18 protein-coding genes and 1 pseudogene are annotated in these 20967 nt (G+C 54.4%); 9 read left to right on the forward strand and 10 right to left on the reverse strand.

Annotated elements, in window-relative coordinates:
- Nucleotides 1-2 precede the first annotated feature (2 nt).
- The 4 genes from kdpC to kdpF form a co-directional block, all read right to left on the reverse strand.
- Nucleotides 3-548: a potassium-transporting ATPase subunit KdpC gene (kdpC, locus tag ACX3YF_RS29720; RefSeq protein ID WP_204149807.1), complete on the reverse strand. Its 546-nt coding sequence runs from the start codon at nt 546-548 to the stop codon at nt 3-5.
- 145 nt (nt 549-693) lie between these two features.
- Nucleotides 694-2751 (reverse strand): potassium-transporting ATPase subunit KdpB, encoded by a 2058-nt coding sequence (kdpB, locus tag ACX3YF_RS29725; protein WP_204149806.1) that lies wholly within the window; start codon nt 2749-2751, stop codon nt 694-696.
- A 10-nt stretch (nt 2752-2761) separates the two neighbouring features.
- Nucleotides 2762-4456 (reverse strand): potassium-transporting ATPase subunit KdpA, encoded by a 1695-nt coding sequence (gene kdpA / locus ACX3YF_RS29730; RefSeq protein WP_458974750.1) that lies wholly within the window; start codon nt 4454-4456, stop codon nt 2762-2764.
- A gap of 8 nt (nt 4457-4464) precedes the next feature.
- Nucleotides 4465-4554: a K(+)-transporting ATPase subunit F gene (gene kdpF, locus ACX3YF_RS29735; RefSeq protein ID WP_007899818.1), complete on the reverse strand. Its 90-nt coding sequence runs from the start codon at nt 4552-4554 to the stop codon at nt 4465-4467.
- A gap of 272 nt (nt 4555-4826) precedes the next feature.
- Here kdpF and rfbC point away from each other — a divergent pair, with 272 nt between their 5' ends.
- The 3 genes from rfbC (at nt 4827) to ACX3YF_RS29750 (ending at nt 7384) form a co-directional block, all read left to right on the forward strand.
- Entirely contained in the window at nt 4827-5372 is a 546-nt protein-coding gene (gene rfbC / locus ACX3YF_RS29740) for a dTDP-4-dehydrorhamnose 3,5-epimerase (protein WP_458974751.1), read from the forward strand.
- A gap of 354 nt (nt 5373-5726) precedes the next feature.
- The gene (gene eat / locus ACX3YF_RS29745; protein WP_448646107.1) at nt 5727-7091 is read left to right on the forward strand and encodes an ethanolamine permease; all 1365 of its coding nucleotides are present in this window, start codon (nt 5727-5729) and stop codon (nt 7089-7091) included.
- A gap of 125 nt (nt 7092-7216) precedes the next feature.
- Nucleotides 7217-7384, forward strand: a complete 168-nt coding sequence (locus ACX3YF_RS29750; protein WP_198132692.1) for a DUF2897 family protein — start codon at nt 7217-7219, stop codon at nt 7382-7384.
- 118 nt (nt 7385-7502) lie between these two features.
- Here ACX3YF_RS29750 and ACX3YF_RS29755 read toward each other — a convergent pair whose 3' ends face one another.
- Entirely contained in the window at nt 7503-8354 is an 852-nt protein-coding gene (locus ACX3YF_RS29755; RefSeq protein WP_204149803.1) for an urea carboxylase-associated family protein, read from the reverse strand.
- A gap of 15 nt (nt 8355-8369) precedes the next feature.
- Complete coding sequence (locus ACX3YF_RS29760) at nt 8370-9023, reverse strand: GntR family transcriptional regulator (protein ID WP_458974752.1); 654 nt, start codon at nt 9021-9023, stop codon at nt 8370-8372.
- Between the two features lie 173 nt (nt 9024-9196).
- On the opposite strand from ACX3YF_RS29760, the gene ACX3YF_RS29765 reads away from it, so the two are divergent.
- Complete coding sequence (locus ACX3YF_RS29765; RefSeq protein ID WP_458974753.1) at nt 9197-9754, forward strand: TetR/AcrR family transcriptional regulator; 558 nt, start codon at nt 9197-9199, stop codon at nt 9752-9754.
- Here ACX3YF_RS29765 and fabF read toward each other — a convergent pair.
- The 4 genes from fabF to ACX3YF_RS29785 form a co-directional block, all read right to left on the reverse strand.
- Entirely contained in the window at nt 9751-11025 is a 1275-nt protein-coding gene (gene fabF, locus ACX3YF_RS29770) for a beta-ketoacyl-ACP synthase II (RefSeq protein ID WP_458974754.1), read from the reverse strand. The genes ACX3YF_RS29765 and fabF overlap by 4 nt on opposite strands.
- Before the next feature lie 32 nt (nt 11026-11057).
- On the reverse strand, nt 11058-11852 hold the full coding sequence (locus ACX3YF_RS29775) for an SDR family NAD(P)-dependent oxidoreductase (protein WP_204149799.1): 795 nt from the start codon (nt 11850-11852) through the stop codon (nt 11058-11060).
- 204 nt (nt 11853-12056) lie between these two features.
- Nucleotides 12057-12392 carry a ComEA family DNA-binding protein gene (locus ACX3YF_RS29780; RefSeq protein ID WP_198132698.1) on the reverse strand — a complete coding sequence of 112 codons (336 nt, stop codon included), beginning with the start codon at nt 12390-12392 and terminating at the stop codon, nt 12057-12059.
- A gap of 111 nt (nt 12393-12503) precedes the next feature.
- On the reverse strand, nt 12504-14498 hold the full coding sequence (locus ACX3YF_RS29785; RefSeq protein WP_458974755.1) for a polysaccharide biosynthesis protein: 1995 nt from the start codon (nt 14496-14498) through the stop codon (nt 12504-12506).
- 401 nt (nt 14499-14899) lie between these two features.
- On the opposite strand from ACX3YF_RS29785, the pseudogene ACX3YF_RS29790 reads away from it, so the two are divergent.
- The 5 genes and pseudogenes from ACX3YF_RS29790 (at nt 14900) to ACX3YF_RS29810 (ending at nt 20967) form a co-directional block, all read left to right on the forward strand.
- Nucleotides 14900-16320 (forward strand): annotated as a pseudogene (locus tag ACX3YF_RS29790) (UbiA family prenyltransferase).
- Nucleotides 16317-17633: an FAD-binding oxidoreductase gene (locus tag ACX3YF_RS29795; protein WP_458974756.1), complete on the forward strand. Its 1317-nt coding sequence runs from the start codon at nt 16317-16319 to the stop codon at nt 17631-17633. Before ACX3YF_RS29790 ends, ACX3YF_RS29795 begins: the two are co-directional and overlap by 4 nt.
- Nucleotides 17630-18370, forward strand: a complete 741-nt coding sequence (locus ACX3YF_RS29800; protein WP_458974757.1) for an SDR family oxidoreductase — start codon at nt 17630-17632, stop codon at nt 18368-18370. The genes ACX3YF_RS29795 and ACX3YF_RS29800 overlap by 4 nt, the downstream gene beginning before the upstream one ends.
- Before the next feature lie 51 nt (nt 18371-18421).
- On the forward strand, nt 18422-20041 hold the full coding sequence (locus ACX3YF_RS29805; protein ID WP_458974758.1) for a hypothetical protein: 1620 nt from the start codon (nt 18422-18424) through the stop codon (nt 20039-20041).
- Nucleotides 20038-20967 (forward strand): NAD-dependent epimerase/dehydratase family protein, encoded by a 930-nt coding sequence (locus ACX3YF_RS29810; RefSeq protein ID WP_458974759.1) that lies wholly within the window; start codon nt 20038-20040, stop codon nt 20965-20967. The genes ACX3YF_RS29805 and ACX3YF_RS29810 overlap by 4 nt, the downstream gene beginning before the upstream one ends.

Here is a 20967-nt window from a genome sequence, read left to right on the forward strand (position 1 = left end):
ACTTACAGCTTTTCGAGGGCCAGATTCAACGCCAGCACATTCACCACCGGCGGCCCTACCAACGGTTGCTCGATGTGCGCATTCATCAATTGCTCAAGCGTAGACACCGGTACGTTGCGCGCCGCCGCGACACGCGCCAGTTGATAGGCAATCGCCGCCGGTGGCAAGTGTGGATCGAGACCACTGCCGGAGGTGGTAATCAGCGCCAACGGCACCGGGCCCTGACCGGGTACGAGCAGTTTATTGGCATCGTCGATCACCCGAGTGGCCAGCGCCGGGTTGCTCGGCGACAGGTTGCTGGCACTGCTCGACACGGTGGCAAATGCACCGGCCGATGGCCGTGGGTGGAACCAGGCGTCACCCACGAAATCCTGGGCGATCAGCGCAGAGCCCCGAACCTTGCCCTGGGCATCGCGCACCAGGCTGCCATTGGCTTGATCCGGGAACGCAACCTGGGCCACGCCAGTGACCACCAAGGGGTAAGCCACGCCGGTGATCAGGGTCATCAAAACCAACAGGCTCAAGGCCGGACGTATCATTGTGGACATTTCAAAAATCCTCGAATTCGCAGGAAAACCTGTAGGAGCGAGCTTGCTCGCGATGGATCTGAAGGCGCCGCGCTTTGTCAGAAAGGGCGCGTTATCGTTGACCACCATCGCGAGCGGGCTCGCTCCTACAGTGGGGGGTGTCAGATCAAACCAGGTGCAACGCCGTCAACAGCATGTCGATCGCCTTGATGCCCACGAACGGCACCAGAATCCCGCCCAGCCCGTAGATCAGCAGATTGCGTCGCAGCAATGCCGCTGCACTGGCCGCCTGGACGCGTACACCGCGCAACGCCAGCGGAATCAGCACCACGATGATCAAGGCGTTGAACACGATCGCCGAGAGAATCGCGCTCTGCGGGCTGCTCAGGTGCATCACGTTCAACACGCCCAGTTGCGGGTAGATCGCGGCAAACAGCGCCGGCAAAATCGCGAAATACTTGGCCACGTCGTTGGCGATCGAGAAGGTCGTCAGCGCGCCGCGGGTCACCAGCAATTCCTTACCGATCTGCACCACGTCCAGCAGCTTGGTCGGATCGCTGTCGAGGTCGACCATGTTCGCCGCTTCACGGGCGGCCTGCGTGCCGTCGTTCATCGCCATGCCGACATCCGCCTGGGCCAGGGCCGGGGCGTCGTTGGCGCCGTCGCCGCACATGGCAACCAGGCGACCGTCGTTCTGCTCGTGACGAATGCGCGCCAGTTTTTTCTCCGGCGTGGCTTCGGCCAGCACGTCATCCACGCCCGCTTCGGCGGCAATCGCCGCAGCGGTCAGCGGGTTGTCGCCGGTCACCATGACCGTGCGAATCCCCAGTTTGCGCAGCTCGGCGAAACGCTCGCGGATGCCGGGCTTGACCACGTCCTTGAGGTGAATCACGCCGAGCAGTTTGCCGTCGGCACACACCAGCAACGGCGTACCGCCGCTCTGGGCGATCTTGTCGATTTCCCGCGACAGGGCCGGGGCCAGCTCGGCGCGTTTCTGACCAACGAACGCGAGCAGCGAATCCACCGCCCCCTTGCGGTACACGCGACCTTGATAGTCGACACCCGACAGGCGTGTTTCGGCGCTGAACGGCACGCCGGTGAGCAACTCAGCCCTCGGTTCGGGTTGTGGATGCAGGGCACGCAGGTATTCGACGATGGATTTGCCTTCGGCGGTGTCATCGGCCAGCGAGGCGAACAACGCACCTTCGGCCAGCTCTTTCGAGCTGACGCCCGGGGCCGCGTAAACCGCCGTGCAACGACGGTTACCGAAGGTGATGGTGCCGGTCTTGTCCAGCAACAGGACGTGCACGTCCCCCGCCGCTTCCACGGCGCGACCGGACTTGGCGATCACGTTCAGACGCACCAGGCGATCCATCCCGGCAATACCAATGGCCGACAACAGACCGCCGATGGTGGTCGGAATCAACGTGACCAATAACGCCACCAGGAACACCAGCGGCAGGCTGCCGTTGGCGAAGTGGGCGAACGGCTGCAGGGTGACGACCACCAGCAGGAAGATCAGGGTCAGGCCGATCAGCAGAATGTCGAGGGCCACTTCGTTCGGGGTTTTCTGGCGTTTGGCGCCTTCGACCAGCGCGATCATGCGGTCCAGGGTCGACTCACCGGGGTTGGCGGTGATCTTCACCAGCAGCCAGTCGGACACCAGCCGTGTGTTGCCGGTGACGGCCGAGCGGTCGCCGCCGGATTCGCGGATCACGGGTGCGGATTCGCCGGTAATCGCCGCTTCGTTGACCGCAGCGATGCCTTCGATCACCTCGCCGTCACCGGGGATCATCTCCCCCGCTTCGACGCGCACCACATCGCCCTTGCGCAGGCTGGTGGCCGGCACCACTTGAAAGGTGCCGTTGCTGGTTTTGCGGCGAGCGCTGAGGCCTTCACTGCCGGCCTTGAGGCTGTCGGCGCGGGCCTTGCCACGACCTTCGGCCAGGGCTTCGGCAAAGTTGGCGAACAGTACGGTGAACCACAGCCACACGGCGATTTGCGCGGCGACGAAGGTCGGCACCGCCGTGTCTGGAATGAAGCACAGCACGGTGGTCAGGATCGCAGTCAGTTCGACCACCAGCATCACTGGCGCACGCTGCAACTGGCGCGGGTCGAGCTTGACGAAGGCTTGCACCAGCGCCGGGCGCCAGAGGGCCGATATCGCGGTTTTCGGTTGCTCCGGCGCTTTCGCGGCGACGGTTTTGGTTACGGGCATATTCATCAAATAGTCCTCAGAAACCCATGCTCAAGTGTTCAGCGATTGGACCCAGCGCCAGGGTCGGCAGGAAGGTCAAACCACCCACCAGCAAAATGGTCACGGTCAGCAGGGTCACGAACAGCGGGCCATGGGTCGGGAAGCTGTTCTGGCCGATCGGTGCGCTTTTCTTCATCGCCAGGCTGCCGGCCAGGGCCAGTACCGGGAGGATGTAGCCGAAGCGACCAATCAACATGCCCAGGCCCAGCATCAGGTTGTGGAACGGGGTGTTGGCGCCGAAGCCGCCGAATGCCGAACCATTGTTGGCACTGGCCGAGGTGTAGGCATAAAGCAACTGACTGAAACCGTGGGCACCCGGGTTGCTCACTGCTGCTACCGGGCCTGGCAGGCTGGCGGCAATCGCACCGAGTACCAGCACGCCGATCGGCATGACCATCAACGTCACCACCAACAGCTGCACTTCCCTGGCCTGCAGTTTCTTGCCGAGGTATTCCGGGGTACGGCCGATCATCAGGCCGGCCAGGAACACGGCGATCAGCACGTTGAGCAACATGCCGTAGAGCCCGGCGCCGACGCCGCCGAAGATCACTTCGCCGACCATCATGTTGACCAGCGCGACCATGCCACTCAGCGGGTTAAGGCTGTCGTGCATGCCGTTGACCGAGCCGTTGGAGGCCGCAGTGGTAGTCACCGACCACAGCACAGTGGCGGTGGTGCCGAAGCGCGCTTCCTTGCCTTCCAGCGGTGCGGTCTGTTCGACAGCGACGTTGGTCAGTGCCGGATTCGGCTGGTATTCAGCCCACAGCGAGGTGGCGCCGCCGATCAGGAACAGCGCCAACATGCAGGCGATGATCGCGCGGCTCTGGCGCAGGTCTTTCACGTAGTGGCCGAAGGTAAACACCAGCGCTACCGGGATCAGAATGATCGAGCCGACTTCGAACAGGTTGCTCCACGCCGTCGGGTTCTCGAACGGATGCGCCGAGTTGACGCCGAAGAAGCCACCACCGTTGGTGCCCAATTGCTTGATCGCAATCTGGCTGGCAGCAGGACCGAGCGGAATCACCTGATCGACGCCTTGCATCGTCACGGCATTCACATACTGCGCGAAGGTTTGCGGCACACCCTGCCAGACCAGGTACAGCGCCAGCAGCAGGCACATCGGCAACAAGCCATAGAGGGTGGCGCGGGTCATGTCGACCCAAAAGTTACCGAGGCTTTTGGTCGACTTGCGGCCAATGCCACGGCACAGCGCAACCAGCACAGCCAGACCAGTGGCGGCGCTGACGAAGTTCTGCACGGTGAGGCCGACCATCTGGCTCAGATAGCTCAACGACGCTTCGCCGCTGTAGGCCTGCCAGTTGGTGTTGGTCATGAAGCTGATGGCGGTGTTGAACGCCAGCGTCCACTCCTGACCCGGCAGGTTTTGCGGGTTGAGCGGCAGATGGTCCTGGAACACCAGGATCGAGAACAGCAGCAAGAACCCTGCGAGGTTGAACGCGAGCAAGGCCAATGCGTACTTCTGCCAACTCTGTTCGGCCTGCGAATCGACCCCGGCCAACCGATAACAGCCACGCTCGACCGGGCCGAGGATCGGCGTCAACCAGGTACGCTGACCTTCCATGACCTTGTAGTAGAAGCGCCCGAGAAACGGCGCCGGGACCAATACCAGCGCGAAAAACGCGAGGATCAGCCAATAGTCATAACTGTGCATAGCCGCTCCTAGTTCCGGTCCGCGCGCAACAGCGCAACCAACAGATAAATGAACAGCCCCACTGCCAGCAGCAGTGACACCCCGTCCAGAACGCTCATGGAAATTCTCCGTGTTACGGCGCATTGCCGCGTGTGGAGTCATTGTCGACAGGGAGGCTGTAAAGGAACGAGATCGAGGGGTGTGGCGGGGCATAAAGAAAGCGTAAAGAGTGGGTTTATGCGGGCATTACGGCGGTATCTGGACGGGCAAGCCACGCGCAGAATGGCTCGCTGAACTCAAGTTTTCCACTATCTGCTCATTACCGCCCCTCGCGCCAGAGCGTACTTTGAGCAAGAATGTCGACCATTACGACTATTGCTGGAGAAACAACATGAATGTAATCACCACCGACCTACCTGGTGTTCTGATTATCGAACCGAAGGTATTTGGTGATGAGCGAGGCTTCTTTTACGAGAGCTTCAATGCCAAGGCTTTTGAAGAAGCGACGGGGCTCGACACAAAATTCGTTCAGGACAATCATTCACGCTCTCAAAAAGGCGTATTGCGTGGCCTGCATTACCAATTGGAAAACACCCAAGGCAAATTGGTTCGCGTGACGGTCGGTGAAGTACTGGACGTCGCTGTGGACATTCGTCGCAGCTCGCCGCATTTCGGCAAATGGGTTGCGGTGCGCCTGTCCGCCGAGAACCATCGCCAGCTCTGGGTCCCGGAAGGTTTCGCCCACGGTTTTGTGGTACTGAGTGAATTCGCTGAATTCCTCTACAAGACCACCGACTATTACACACCATCTGCCGAGCGCAGCATCCGCTGGGATGACTCGGACCTGGCCATCGACTGGCAACTCGATGAGGCACCACAATTGTCCGCGAAGGATCAGGCGGCGGCGCTTTTCAAAGATGCTGACGTCTTTTCCTGACCCCAGACACTCGATAGCCTTGCCTCCTCTCAAGCCTCGTCCCGGTCAGATCACTGCTAGCTTTGGGTTTCAGCAGTGATCTGAACAGGTTTCCTGCACCACTTGCCCACTACCAAAAGCCGTTACTGCGACGCCTCGTTGGCTACAATTTCCGCCAAATCGAGGAGCGACTTGCCCGCGAAGACGGCACACCAAAAAGTAATGCCCTCAACTAGCGCACCAAAATGTGCCCATCCGGAGGCCCGATATCCCGATACGACGGGATATAGCGCTTTACGACGCACATTCAAAAAATGGCACGCCCACTGCACACGCCCTCCCCCGAGCTGTCCAATCCGTTCAGGGAGCAAACGCATGAACACACAACTCAAACCCACGTTGGGCACCCTGCACTTGTGGGGCATTGCGGTCGGGCTGGTCATTTCCGGTGAATACTTCGGCTGGAGCTATGGCTGGGGCGTGGCCGGGACGCTGGGCTTTCTGGTGACCTCATTCATGGTCGCCACCATGTACACCTGCTTCATTTTCAGCTTCACCGAGCTGACCACGGCAATTCCCCATGCCGGTGGTCCGTTTGCCTACAGTCGCCGAGCCTTTGGCGAGAAAGGCGGGTTGATCGCCGGGCTGGCGACGCTGATCGAGTTCGTCTTCGCCCCGCCGGCCATCGCCCTGGCCATTGGCGCCTACCTCAACGTGCAATTTCCCGCCCTCGACCCGAAACACGCTGCGGTCGGCGCGTACATCGTCTTCATGGGCCTGAACATCCTCGGAGTGAAACTCGCGGCGACCTTCGAACTGGTGGTCTGTGTGCTGGCGGTTGCGGAACTGCTGGTGTTCATGGGTGTGGTCGCGCCGGCGTTCAGCTTCAGCAACTTCGCCCTCAATGGCTGGGCCGGTTCCGATGTGTTCGGCGCACCGGCGATTGCCGGGATGTTCGCGGCGATTCCTTTCGCCATCTGGTTCTTCCTGGCCATCGAAGGCGCAGCCATGGCCGCCGAAGAGGCCAAGGACCCGAAACGCACGATTCCCAAGGCCTACATCAGCGGAATCCTGACCCTGGTGTTACTGGCGATGGGGGTGATGTTCTTCGCCGGTGGCGTCGGCGACTGGCGCACCCTGTCGAACATCAACGACCCGCTGCCACAGGCAATGAAAACCGTGGTCGGCGAAAGCTCGGGCTGGCTGCACATGCTGGTGTGGATCGGCCTGTTCGGGCTGGTGGCGAGTTTCCACGGGATTATCCTCGGTTACTCGCGGCAATTTTTCGCACTGGCCCGCGCCGGTTACCTGCCAGCTTCCCTGGCCAAACTGTCGCGTTTCCAGACACCGCACCGGGCGATCATTGCCGGCGGCGTGATCGGCATTGCAGCGATCTATAGCGATGGCCTGATCAACCTTGGCGGCATGACCCTGACGGCGGCGATGATCACCATGGCCGTGTTCGGCGCCATCGTGATGTACATCATGAGCATGCTCAGCCTGTTCAAACTACGCAAAACCGAGCCGAACCTGGAGCGCACCTTCCGCGCCCCGTGCTACCCACTGGTGCCGTTCATTGCATTGGTGCTCGCCGTGGTTTGCCTGGTGGCGATGGCGTGGTTCAACATGTTGATCGGGCTGATCTTCCTCGCATTCATGGCGGTTGGGTTCGTGTACTTCATGCTCACCGCGCAATTACGTGCCGATGCGCCGGCGGATGCGATGTTGACCGGGCTTTAAAACAATCACAGTGCAGCTGACCTATCAGGCATAGAATGGAACCACTGCGAAAGTCATTCGCTCAAAGTGGTATGCACGCGCGGTTGTCGAACCTCGCCAACCGGCCTGCCTTCAAGGAGAGTCCTATGCCCTGGTATGCCTGGTTGATTCTGGTAATAGCCATCGGCTCCATCGTTGGCGGTTTGATGATGCTGCGTGACACCGCCAACAAGGTCGATCTGACCGATGAGCAACGTCGACGCGTAGCCGAACGTAATGCGGAAGCGGACGCCAAGGATGCGCAGGACCGCTGAACAAAAAAACGCTGTGACTGACGGTTTTGTTTTGTGTGCGCAAATCAATGTGGCGAGGGGCCGCTTCGCGCCCCGGCGGGAGCAAGCTCCCTCGCCACAGCAGCTCTCCAAGACGTTTCTACTTTTCCCACTCAGCCTTCGCGATGTGCAAGCCGTGCATGCCTTTGTACGCTGCACGCTCAGGCTGGCTCCACCCCTCCAGCAATGATTCCTCCAACCGATAAATCTCCACGCCCAACGGACGGCAAACGCTGAGCGGATCCTGCGCGTCAGGCCCCCACATGGCCAACGACAGGTCTCCCCCCGGACAGGTCGACAGTGCACACAGCAAGTCGATCTCGGCGAAAAATTCCAGGTAATCGCCCTTCTTGGCCGGACAGGCTTTCATGAAGTACATGTCGTCGTGGTTCAGCCCCGTGCACTGGAAAATATTCAACACATCGTGCACGTCGAACTCGGTCAGGCCATGGGGCAGCACTGCACGGGTCAGGTTGGAGTGGCAGTGGTGGTGAAAATCTTCGCCGGTGAGCATTTTGTTCACATAGGGATCACAACGGGTGCCAAGCAAGTCGTGCAAACGACCTCCGTGTTCGTCGATGCCGTAGCCAGCCAGGCTGTCATCGGTGATAGTCACCAGCGGCCGCAAAAACGGCAGGTTCGACCAGAGCCGGTCATGGGTGCTGACGTGTGCGCCCTGTAATTGCCGGGTGCGCGACGCCCACAAGCGCTCGCGCGGGTCGTTGGCATTCCAGACGTTGAAATCACCCACTTGCGGCCCGATGGGCGTCGTCACGCGAAACACATGGCCGGCCGGGACTTTCCAGGCGCGGCCGGTGCGAATCGGTACTTCGAAGGACTCGATCAGCGTGCGTCCGTCCTTCGCATCACGCACCCGCTCATAAAAGGCTTTATCCACCTGCAAGGCGGAGCCTTTGCTGACTTGATAGGCCGCCGGATAGTCTTTGTACATGGCACGAATCCTCGATCAGTGATGGGAAGAAGGAGCAAGCATTTGCAACAGCAGGTGTTGGGAATCGTCGAGGTACAGGCCCATGGCCTCCTCGGCCGCGCGCTTGTCGCCTTCGACCAGAAGTTCATGGATCTGTCGGTCGCGGGCCAGCCATGGCGCCTGAAAACGTGACTCATCGGGCGCGGTGCAAAACACCAGGCGCAATTGCGCGACGACATTGGTAAAGAACTCATCGAACAGCGGGCTGCGCAGCAACCCGACAATGTGTTGATGAAATTGCAGACTGTGGGTACCGACGGCGCGCCAGTCCTCGCGCTCCCGCGCCAACTCTGTGGCTTCCAGGGCTTCGAGCATCCGGTCGGACTGATAGTCACGCAGGGGGCGACTGGTACCGATGGCTTGCAGTTCCAGCGTGCGCCGGACCTTGAACAGGTCCCGCACATCATCACTGCCCAACTTGCGCACCATGACGCCTTTGTTGCGCACATAGCGGGTCAAGCCATCCTGACCAAGACGATGCAAGGCTTCGCGGATGGTGTTACGCGAGGCGTTATAGGCAGACACCAGGTCGTTTTCCACCAGCGCCATGCCAGGCAGCAAGCGTCCACCGATGATGTCGGCGCGCAACTCCAATGTGATGTGGTCAGCCAGTGACAGTCCGCTGTTCATACTCATTGCCTCGGGATTGTTCAACAATCGTCAGCCAACAGGTAATCACTATTCGTGCCAGTTGCAATGCATCACGATCGGGTTCGACGCATCTGCATGCTTTTTAGAAATAGAAGTACAGTCACCATGCAATTTTCATTGGTTAATATGGCGCATTGATGTGGAGATATCAGATGCGTTATTCGCAGGACCATAAATCCCAGACCCACCAACGCATCATCAAGGAAGCTTCAGCGCGCTTTCGCCGTGACGGCATCGGCGCAACCGGCCTGCAACCTTTGATGAAAGCGCTGGGCTTGACCCACGGTGGCTTCTACTCGCACTTCAAGTCCAAGGATGAATTGGTGGAAAAGGCGTTGCAGGCGGCAGGGGACGAGGTTGATATCGCTTGTGCAGAGCTGTTCGCTCAGGATCGACCGCTGGACGCCTTCATCGATGCCTACCTGTCGCAATGGCACCAGAATTGCCCCAATGAAGGCTGCCCATTGCCCACGATGTCATCGGAGCTCGGCATGCGCGGGCAGCCGAGTCCGACTTCAGATGCGGTGCTCAATGCACGACTTCGACAAATCCAGAACACCCTTGAGGGCGACGATGCTGAAGAACGCAGCATCGTCATCATGTCCACGCTGGTCGGGGCGTTGCTGCTTTCGCGCTGCGTCGAGAATCCCGAGCTGGCCCGGCAGATTCTCGACGTAACCCGCGCGTCACTTAAACAATCACAAGGCTAGCCTTCCCAGCGCTTGAACAACACGCTGGCATTGACCCCACCAAACCCGAAACCGTTGGACAGCGCATATTCGATGGCCATCGGTCGAGCCTGACCATGGACGATGTCCACCCCGTCGGCAGCGGGGTCAGGATTTTCGAAATTGAGAGTCGCCGGTACGATCTGATCACGGATCGCCAGCAGCGTGAAAATCGCCTCGACCCCGCCTGCTGCGCCGAGCAAATGCCCGATCGCCGACTTGGTCGATGTCACGGCAATTTTGTTATCCGTGCCAAACAACGCCTTGATCGCCGCCAATTCCCCCAAATCGCCAACCGGCGTCGAGGTCGCATGGGCATTCAAGTGCTGGACCTGCTCTGGCGCAATACCGGCCTGCGCCAATGCCAGCGACATGGCCCGGCGCGCGCCGTTGCCATCCTCAGGCCCTGCAGTCAGGTGATAGGCGTCTGCACTGGTGCCGTAACCGACCAACTCCGCCAAGGGTTGAGCGCCCCGGGCCAAGGCGTGTTCCAGAGACTCGATCACCAGCAGGCCGGCGCCCTCGCCCATGACAAAACCATCGCGCCCACTGTCGAACGGCCGTGAGGCACGCTCCGGGGTGTCGTTGTAACCGCTGGACAAGGCACGAGCAGCTGCAAAACCGGCGAGACTGACCCGATCGATCGCCGCCTCTGCTCCACCACACACAGCGATGTCCGCCTCACCGCAACGAATCAGGCGCGCCGCGTCGCCGATCGCTTGGACCCCGGCAGCACAGGCTGTCACCGGCGCCCCCAACGGCCCTTTGAAACCGTGTTGAATTGATACATGTCCCGCTGCCAGATTGACCAGAAACGACGGGATAGTGAACGGTGACAAACGTCGCGGGCCACGAGTGTCAGTGGTGCGCACCGCATCGGCTATCGCACCAAAACCACCGATGCCGGAACCGATGATGGTGGCCGTGCGCTCCTGGGCAGTAGCGGTTTGCGCTTGCCAACCGGCCTCTTCAATCGCCTGCCGCGCCGCTTCCATGGCGAACAAAATGAAGCGATCCATTTTTTTCTGCTCTTTGGGCGGCGTTGCCCGATCCGGATCAAAACCGGCCTCGGCATCCTCCGCCAGCGTTGGCACCGCACCGCCGACCTTGGCAGGCAAATCGGCAACCACCTCATCCGGCAATTTCCGCAATCCGGAGCGTCCCGCCAACAGACGCGACCAGACAGCTTCGATCCCGCTACCCAGCGGGGACACCAGGCCCATGCCCGTTACAACCACTCGACGATTACTCATTACGCAAATACCTCATGCCGATTACTGGCGCTTCATTTATAACGCGCGGCGGCCTGGCTTCTGGACAGATTCGGCGCCATCGCATGACGCGCCGCTACATAAGACTCCCACTCAGAGAGATTCGGCAAGGAAGGAATGGTGATCAACTCACCTTGATCCAGACCCGACAGCGCCGCATCGACCATCTCTCCTGCTTCCATGACCATATCAGCGGGAATCTGGGTCGCATCGATACCGGAACGCTCCCAGATCTCGGTGCGTGTAACACCCGGCAACACAGCCTGGACCTTAACCCCGGTGCCGTCGAGTTCGGCATTCAATGACTGGGTCAGGCTCAACACGTAGGCCTTGCTGGCGCTGTAGGTCGCGTTGAAACGCTCGGGAAACAAAGCCACGACCGAGGCAATGTTGATGATCGTGCCCCGACCCGCCTTGGCAAAACTGGCGGCCGCTGCCGATGCCAAGCGCGTGACGGTAGTGACATTCAGCTGGATTAATCGCTCCAACTGATCGGTATCGGCATTGGCCAGCAAACCGTCCGCCGCAACACCGGCGTTATTCAGCACCAGACTGATACTCGAGTCGCTGCGCAGACGCTGCTCGAGTTTCAGCACATCCTCCTTTTGCGTTAGATCGGCCTTCAACACTTCGACCTGAACCCCATGCTCGGCGCGCAACTGGCTCGCCGCTTCTTCCAGCCGCTGCAGATCGCGAGCAACCAACAACAAATCAAAACCACGCGCCGCCAGACGCTGTGCGTAAACCGCCCCGATACCGGAGGAAGCACCGGTGACGAGGGCCGTACCTTGGGATTGGGTGGAAGTCATGACTGTGCTCCTGGAAATGCTTGAGAAAAGGTCAGCGCATGAACGTCAAAGCGCCTCGACGGGAAAGCAATTTATTATATGCATAATTTAAACGCCATATGATAGTCATAATTTTTAGGCGGCGGACGGAAGGCACAGCTTTGCGAACGCCAGAGCGCAAAAAGGCCGGTCAATGACCGGCCCCCTTGGCGTTGAATGTTTAGCTTAGTTCACTTCCAGCTTATCGCGATTACGATCCAGAATTGCCTTGCCGATTCCTTTCACTTCGAGCAACTCGTCCACCGAAGCAAACGGCCCATTGATATCACGATACGCAACGATCGCCTGAGCCTTCGCCTCGCCAATTCCGGAGAGTTCTTTTTGCAATGTGGAAGCATCGGCAGCATTGAGATTGATTCTGCCCGATTGTGCTGCTGGAGAAACCTCCATCACCATGGAGGCATTGTTGCTTTCCGGCTTCGCAGCGGGAGCCGCAGTAGCAGCGATAGAGGCAGTGGTCAGAAGGGCAAAAACCAGGGAGTTGAAGTAGCCAGTACGCATAAATGACGCTCCATGACATCAATTGAGAAAACAGCTTTCCGAAGCTGCCTCCCAAACTTAGGTGATGTCTGGAGCCTGTCAAAAATGTGTCCGTTACCGGATGTGAAACAATCAGGGTTCGAGGCGACGCTCTTGGTAGATCCAGTCGACTATTTCCCCGTCGGGGCTGTAACCGCTGACAGTTTCACGCAGGAGTTGGCGCACACGGGAGTAATCATCCTGCTCCACGGCAACCAGCAACTCGGTCAACCGCCCCTTGAGCACATCCCATGGCAAATGATCCTCGCTAGCGCTCATGATCATCGGATGCGGCGTTGCCGATACGTTGTCGCCAATCAGCAGTTCTTCATAAAGCTTCTCGCCGGGACGCAGGCCCGTAAATTCGATCGAGATGTCGCCCTGAAGGTTCTTTTCGGAACGCACACTCAAACCGGAGAGATGAATCATTTTTTCCGCCAGTTCGACGATCTTCACCGGTTCGCCCATGTCGAGCACGAACACATCACCGCCCTGCCCCATGGAACCCGCCTGGATTACCAGTTGTGCGGCTTCGGGAATGGTCATGAAATAACGGGTGATTTTCGGATGAGTGACCGTTAACGGTCCGCCTGATTTTATCTGACGGTGAAACAGCGGAATGACTGAACCGGACGAACCCAGTACGTTGCCGAAACGGACCATCGTGAAGCGGGTCTTGTTGACTCGGGACACATTGGCTTTGTCACCGAACAGCACAGGGGCGATCTCGCGGCTCAAGGCCTGCAGCGTCAATTCGGCAAGACGCTTGGTGCTGCCCATCACGTTCGTGGGACGAACCGCCTTATCGGTGGAGATCAATACAAAGTTCGAAACTCCCGCCTGCAAAGCCGCCTGAGCAGTGTTAAGCGTGCCGATGACATTGTTTAGCACACCTTCAGCGATATTGTGCTCAACCATGGGCACATGCTTGTAAGCCGCTGCGTGGTAGACCGTGTCCACGCTCCAGGTCTTCATGACATCCAGGAGTTTGTGTTGGTGGCGGATGGAGCCAAGGATCGGCAACAATCGAACGCCGACAGACTCCCGACAACCGCGAGCTTCCAGCTCCGATAAAATACTGTAGAGATTGAACTCACTGTGATCGAACAAAATAAGCGTGGTTGGTCCGAGCGCAAAAATCTGGCGACAGAGCTCCGCACCGATCGACCCACCGGCGCCCGTCACCATCACGGTCTTGCCTTTGATGCAGCGCTCCAGCAAGTCCGGCTGCGCCGGCACCGAATCGCGTCCCAGCAAGTCCGCGATATCCACTTCCTGAATGTCTTCGACCTTCACCCGGCCGCTGGCCAGGTCGGTGAAGTTTGGAACACTACGGATGTGCAGGGGGAAATGCTCCAACAGCGTGAGGATTTCCCTACGGCGTGCGCGGGTCGATGATGGCAGGGCCAGGAGGATTTCCTGCGCGCCGGTTTCGTCGATCATTTGTTGGATATGTTTGGGTTTGTAGACTTGGAGGCCGGCAATCGAACGATCGGCAATGCTGGGGTCATCATCGATGAATGCCACCGGACGCATGGAGCGTCCCATACGGAGCGCCGCAACCAATTGATTGCCAGCTACGCCTGCGCCATAGACAGCTACCTTGGTCAAGCCATCATCGCGACTGGTAAAAGGCACGTGCTGCGCGGCAGTGAACCAATCCCCCATAAAATACTGGCGCATGAAAAGACGTAGTCCACCAATGATAACGAGGCTTAGCCACCAGTAGTTAAAGACAATTGAGCGAGGAACGACCGTTTGGTGATTGCTGTACCAATACACTACGACCGCAAGGATCAACGATGAAAGACTTACTGCCTTTATGATTGCAATCAACGCATCGTTGCCGAAATAACGCATAACCGCCCTGTACATCCCGAAGCGGACAAAAAGCGGGATCGCAACGACAGGCGCGAAGAGGAACAACCACAGATGCACCCTGAAGGGGTTGACCATCTCATCAACACCCAACCGCACCACAAAGGCCAGCCACAGCGCTACCCAGACCAAGACAACGTCTGTGACTACTTGCAGCAGCCTCTTCTGTCGACGGGGAAGCGCCAACAAAAAAGCCCTGATCCTGTCCATATTCCTATCCAGCACCTATGAGAGCTCCATTCAACGGACTAAGAAATTTCGCAGAATTCTATCGCTAAGATTAAACACTATAAAGCAGAATAATCTTAATGACGGTTGGACTTGGAGCGACAGACACGTTCCGACAGATCGACAGGTAACCGACCAAACGCAAGTGCCGAACCATGCGCCTTTTGCCCGCCGCGCAGGGGACATAAAGCACGATGGTCGGTCCAACACCTGCGAGCCTCGCAGCGTAGCGGAATCATGACTGAAACACTTTCGTATGATAATGTGCCAGCAAATTTATACGTGGACGATCGGATGCCTTAAGGCTGCCACGGCTTCGTCATCTACGAACTTCATCGACCTAAAAAGCTGATTTCTCAGTCCCGCATTCAAGGACAGATCTTGTGACCCTCCCACTCGTGGTTGACCTCGACGGAACGTTGTTGCGTTCAGACCTATTGATAGAAACAGGAATGGCATATGTACGTGGCCACCCTTTTCAGATTCACAAAATGGCTGGCTGGCTCGCGCAAGGAAAAATTGAGCTAAAATCACATTTGGCAAACAGCACACACATTGACGTAAGTGTTTTGCCTTACAACGCCACGGTGCTTGAAATAATAAAAAACGCACGCAAGGAGAATCGAAAAATTGTATTGGCAACAGCAAGTTATTACACACTTGCAGAAAAAGTAGCAGACCACTTGCAGCTATTCGACTTGGTTCTAGCAACAAATTCAAAGCAAAACTTGACAGCACTAAAGAAAAAAATGTACTCATTGAACACTTTGGTGAGTCAGGATTCGACTATATCGGAAACTCTCACGATGACATTTGTGTTTGGTCAGCGGCTCGTCACGCTTATGTTGTGGACCCTGAGCGCGGCGTTCAACGAAAAGCTCAGGCGCTTGGAAATGTAAAGCAAACCATATATTCCAAAGACTCTACGTCAAAAAGTTGGCTGTCCGCAATAAGAATCCATCAATGGATGAAAAACGCTCTAATTTTTGTCCCTCTTCTCGCATCTCACCAATTAATGAACCCGTTGCTGATCTGGAAGGGCATTATTGCTTTTATCCTGTTTGGCTTGTGTGCTTCTAGCGTATATATTCTTAACGACCTACTGGATCTTGCAGATGATCGCCACCATCATTCAAAAAAAAATCGGGCGTTTGCCTCTGGTCGACTCTCGATAAAGGCCGGATTAATCGCGTTCCCCCTTCTCTTAGGAGTATCCTTCACTGGCGCAGCGCTACTTCTTTCCTGGCACTTCATAGTCACACTATCAGTTTATTACACACTAACATTAGCATATTCATTGTACTTAAAACGTCAAATGGCTATAGACGTGATAGCGCTTGCGACTTTGTATACTCTGCGAATTATTGCCGGCGCTGCCGCCCTATCCCTGGAACTGACATTTTGGATGCTCGCATTTTCAATGTTCATGTTTCTTAGTTTAGCCTTAGTTAAAAGATATGCCGAACTACGCGAAGCCAGAGAAAATGGCCGAACGACCAAGACGCGAGGTCGCGGATATTACCCACGTGACCTTGAGATGATTTCTTCGCTAGGAGCCTCATCCGGATACCTTGCTGTAATGGTATTGTCTCTGTATATCCATGATCAAACCACGATCAAGTTATACTCACACCCTCAAATCATCTGGCTTGCCTGCCCTCTACTATTATATTGGGTAACCCGCGTCTGGATGTTGACTCATCGCGGACATATTCATGAAGACCCCGTCGTATTTGCGATTCGGGACAAAGTAAGCCTAATGATCGGCGCTATGTTTTGTATTGTATTCTGGGCCGCAGCATGAGTCCGCATCTGTACTCATGGGGTCGTTACCCTTATTACCCGCAAACTGGGCACCTTTGCGCTTGGCGCTCCGAACTACCTCTTGCCTTTAAATCGATTTCTGAACAATTCGGCGAAACACTCGCATATGGAAGCGGTCGCAGTTATGGGGATAGCTGTTTAGCGGTTAGCGATCAAGTGGTAATGACAGGCTCAATGGATCGGTTCATTCAAGCCAACTGGAAAAACGGTCGTATCGTTGTAGAAGCAGGCATTACACTTGCCCAGATTCTTGCAATCTCGATTCCAAAAGGCTGGTTTTTACCTGTTACGCCAGGGACACAATTCGTCACTGTGGGTGGAGCTATAGCTAATGATGTCCATGGAAAAAACCACCACAGGCGCGGAACATTCGGTAATAACATTCACAGCTTTGAGTTGCTTCGTAGCCAAGAGGGTCAATTAACGTGTTCCGTTCAAGAGAATAGTGATTTATTTTCAGCAACGATCGGAGGTCTAGGCCTAACTGGAATAATAACATCGTGCACACTGAATCTAGTTCCGATATGCTCAAACGCAATAGAAAGCACAAAACTGCGCTTTAACAATTTGAGAGAGTTCTTTCAGTTATCAAATGAACTTGATTGCCAGCATGAATATAGTGTTGCGTGGATTGATTGCTTAGCTAAGGGCGATAACATCGGAAGAGGAGTATTCATTGTTGGTGATCACGCCAAATATGGTCAACTTGGCGTAGCAAAACAATCAAAACTCAACATCCCAATGACACCTCCAGCATCTCCGTTTAACCGTAGTACACTTAATATATTCAACAGTTGCTATTGGCACTTGCAACCTACAAAAAAGACCAATTCAAGAGTAAACTACGAACCATTTTTTTATCCCCTAGACAGAATTCTAAACTGGAATAGGGTTTATGGCTCAAAAGGCTTTCAACAGTTCCAATGCGTGATTCCAGACGACAACGCAGAAGCAACGACGCGCGAGCTATTAAAAGAAATTGCGAACGCAGGGACGGGTTCTTTTTTAGCGGTCCTAAAACGTTGCGGCGATATAAATTCTCCGGGATTGATTTCCTTCCCCTTGAGTGGGACTTCATTAGCATTGGACTTTCCCCAAACAACAAATTTAGACTCAAGGCTGCTTCGCAGACTCGATGAAATAGTCGCGGAATCAAATGGCCGCCTATATCCTGCTAAAGATGCACACATGAGCGCAGAACATTTTCGACGGTTCTACCCCTTGTGGGAGAAACTGGAGGCGCTCCGCGACCCCGCCCTCAAATCTCGATTTTGGAGCAGAGTAACATTATGAAGCGAATTTTAATTATCGGGGCGACCTCTTCCATTGCTGCGGCATGTGCACGCGAATGGGCGAAAGATGAAGCTGAGTTCTTTTTGGTTGGAAGAAATCTAGAAAAACTCTCTCAAGTGAGTGCGGACCTTAGAGCAAGGGGCTGCAAATCTGTTACGAATTACACTCTTGACATTAACGATATTGAAAAACACCCAGCCATGCTGGAAGAATGCTTGTCTATATTAAAACAAATTGACATAGCTCTAATTGCTCACGGCACCTTACCCGACCAGAAAAAATGCGAGGAAGACGTAAGCATTGCACTGAAAGAATTGTCCAACAACGCCATTTCAACGATAGCCTTGCTGACGCTACTCGCTAACCATTTTGAAATTCAAAAATGCGGCGCGCTTGCAGTGATTTCCTCGGTTGCCGGAGACCGTGGTCGCCCTTCAAATTATCTGTACGGAACCGCCAAGGCGGCGGTTTCGACCTACTGCGAAGGTTTGCGCGCCAGACTATTCAAAATTGGAGTATCGGTCACAACAGTCAAACCTGGTTTCGTCGAAAGTCCAATGACAACAGGACTCGCTCTACCGAACATTTTGATAGCAAAACCTGAAAAAGTTGCGCATCAAATAGTTCATGCAATAGAGAAAAAAACCAATACGCTGTACACACCGCGCTTCTGGCTATTTATAATGTTAATCATCAAGTCGCTGCCGTCATTCATATTCAAAAGAGCCAACCTCTAAAACAATACAATTAAAATTTCATTTTAGTATTTCGTTAGTGGGAGCCATATTTTGGCAACGACAAAGATTTTTTCAAATATCAGCAGATTACTTGCAATACCCGCCGCGTTGGTGGTGGTAGCGCTTTTGAATTTTTATTTTTTTAGCACCTATCCCATCAACATTGCAGCGTTCGACTACCCCAACTATGCAGGCATGATTTTTTCAAATGTTTCAAACCTCATTCATGCTAGCGGCTATACTTTTGGTGCGCGAATTGCACTAAACGCATTTGGGATACCAAATGGAGAAAATATCTATAATGCAAACTGGCTCAATCAATTACAGCTACTTCACTTCAGCTTTCACATCCTAACTATTTGTGCTTGCACATTCATGTGCAATAGAGTTTTTGGCAAACTACCTGCGATACTGATGTGCCTGGGATGGGGAGGTAATGTCTTCTTCTTGGGAGGGGTAAACTCCATCGGGCCTGACTGGCTGCAGGGTGATTTGCTGGCGTTATACTTATTGATGGTTTTGTGGGCATACAAGATCGAAAACCGGTCGAAAATCGTCATTTATACAATTTCGGCCGCAGTGATCACCGCTGCTTACCTTGTAAAATACAACTCACTGGTTGTAGCTCCAATCCTCGTTATTATTCTTATTTTCGAAAAAAGGCATTGGCTATGGAAGGTGACTGCGCTCTCAGCAGCAGGCATGACCAGCTATGTACTAGTATCTGTGTTCATTAATATTTATCACTTCCCCAGCACAGGAACTAGGCAGCTAAGCTATGACCACGCATGGGTCTTGACTGCATCAACCCCGAAAAAATATATACAGAAAAATCCTCAAGATCTTGGAATTAACACATTAAGATGGAGGGCCCTAAGCACAATACTGCCCCAAGATTACTTTAGAGCTGCCGCTTACCAAAGCGCAGACTGGGGCGCTCCGGTGGAAGTTAAGGCCCAGTATCTTGAAAAATATGAATACTTCATGAAAGCGTCGCGTAATGAGCTAATCGACTTTACCTCTAAAAATAGCTTGCCTGAGGGATATATGATGTCGATTTCAGCAATTCCTGCTTATTACTATATAGGCCTCGCACCTGCCGACGCTCTTGGGATCGCCGTATTCAAAGAATCGCTAATATCAGAACCGTTAACCTATACAAAAAAATTATATTCAGGCTGGAAAGAACTATTGACTGGAAAACAAATCCAGACAACTCCATTCATCTCAAAGAGCCTGGATCTCGAGGTAGGACCTGACATTAACGCAAATGGTGATATCAAGCTATCTCCGCCTCAAGGGCGTATTGCGCAGCACTTACTATATTGGAACCCAGCGGAAAGAGCCGGCTACATTGGCATGAAGTTTTTTTCCACACTCAACTACTTGACCCCTAGATCTTGGCTGCTGTCACTGTTGGCCTTGGTCTCTTGCATTGCGATTATTCAAACACAAAACACTAGAGTCATTTTCTCTTCAGCAATACTAATTATATCGACCGCATTACTGGTATGTTCTTCAGCAATGTTACTCGGCGTCAGGTTCAAAGAAATGTTAGCGCTACTACCCATATTATGCATTTTCCTAAGCGTGGGAATTTCAAGCTGCATAAGCTGGAAAAAAAAAGCCTTCACGCTGAAAAGCCTTAACCTAGCAGGAGATGCAACATGAAAGTGATACTTCCCGGTGGGGCCGGACTGATAGGTCAAAATTTAGTCGCTCGCTTAAAAGAACAGGGTTACAAAGAAATCGTTGTTCTCGATAAGCATCGGGCGAACCTTAGGATTCTAAAATCGGTTCATCCTGATCTTACTATTGAGTATGCTGATCTAGCAGACGCCGGAACGTGGGAAAAGCATTTCCAAAGTTCGGGAATTGTGGTGATGCTGCAAGCTCAAATAGGCGGTAATAATTACGAAGATTTTTTGCGAAACAACGTACAATCAACAAAAAGAATAATTGAATTAATAAAAACCAACCCCAGCTTGCGGCTAGTGCATATTAGCTCATCAGTACTTGAATCAAACGCAGATGATTTTTACACAAGGTCAAAGCGAGAGCAGGAGGAACTTGTAATAAGTAGCAATATACCATGCCCAATTTTACGCCCTACGCTTATGTACGGGTGGTTTGATCGAAAACATTTGGGCTGGCTAGCTCGTTTCATGCGTAAAACTCCTGTGTATCCTATACCAGGTAATGGCAGATACATGCGCCAGCCACTCTACGCGGGCGACTTTTGCAACATTATTATGAGCTGCATAAAAAAGCCAGAACTGCATGGAGTGTTCAACATATCTGGTCATGAAAAAATAGATTACATTGATATAATCCGTGAAATAAAACGTGTTACCCACTCCACCACAAGAATAATAAAAATTCCGTACTCTGCTTTTTATTTTTTGCTTTGGCTGTGGGGCTTGGTGGATAAAAACCCTCCCTTCACAACACAGCAACTGATTGCATTGAGCACAAAGGATGAATTTGAGGTAATCGACTGGCCGTCTATCTTCGGTGTAACATACACCCCTTTCGCTAATGCGATTTATGAAACATTTAATCACTCAACTTACAGTAAGATAGTGCTGGAATTTTGA

The organism is Pseudomonas fluorescens group sp. PF-69 (genome assembly GCF_054481235.1).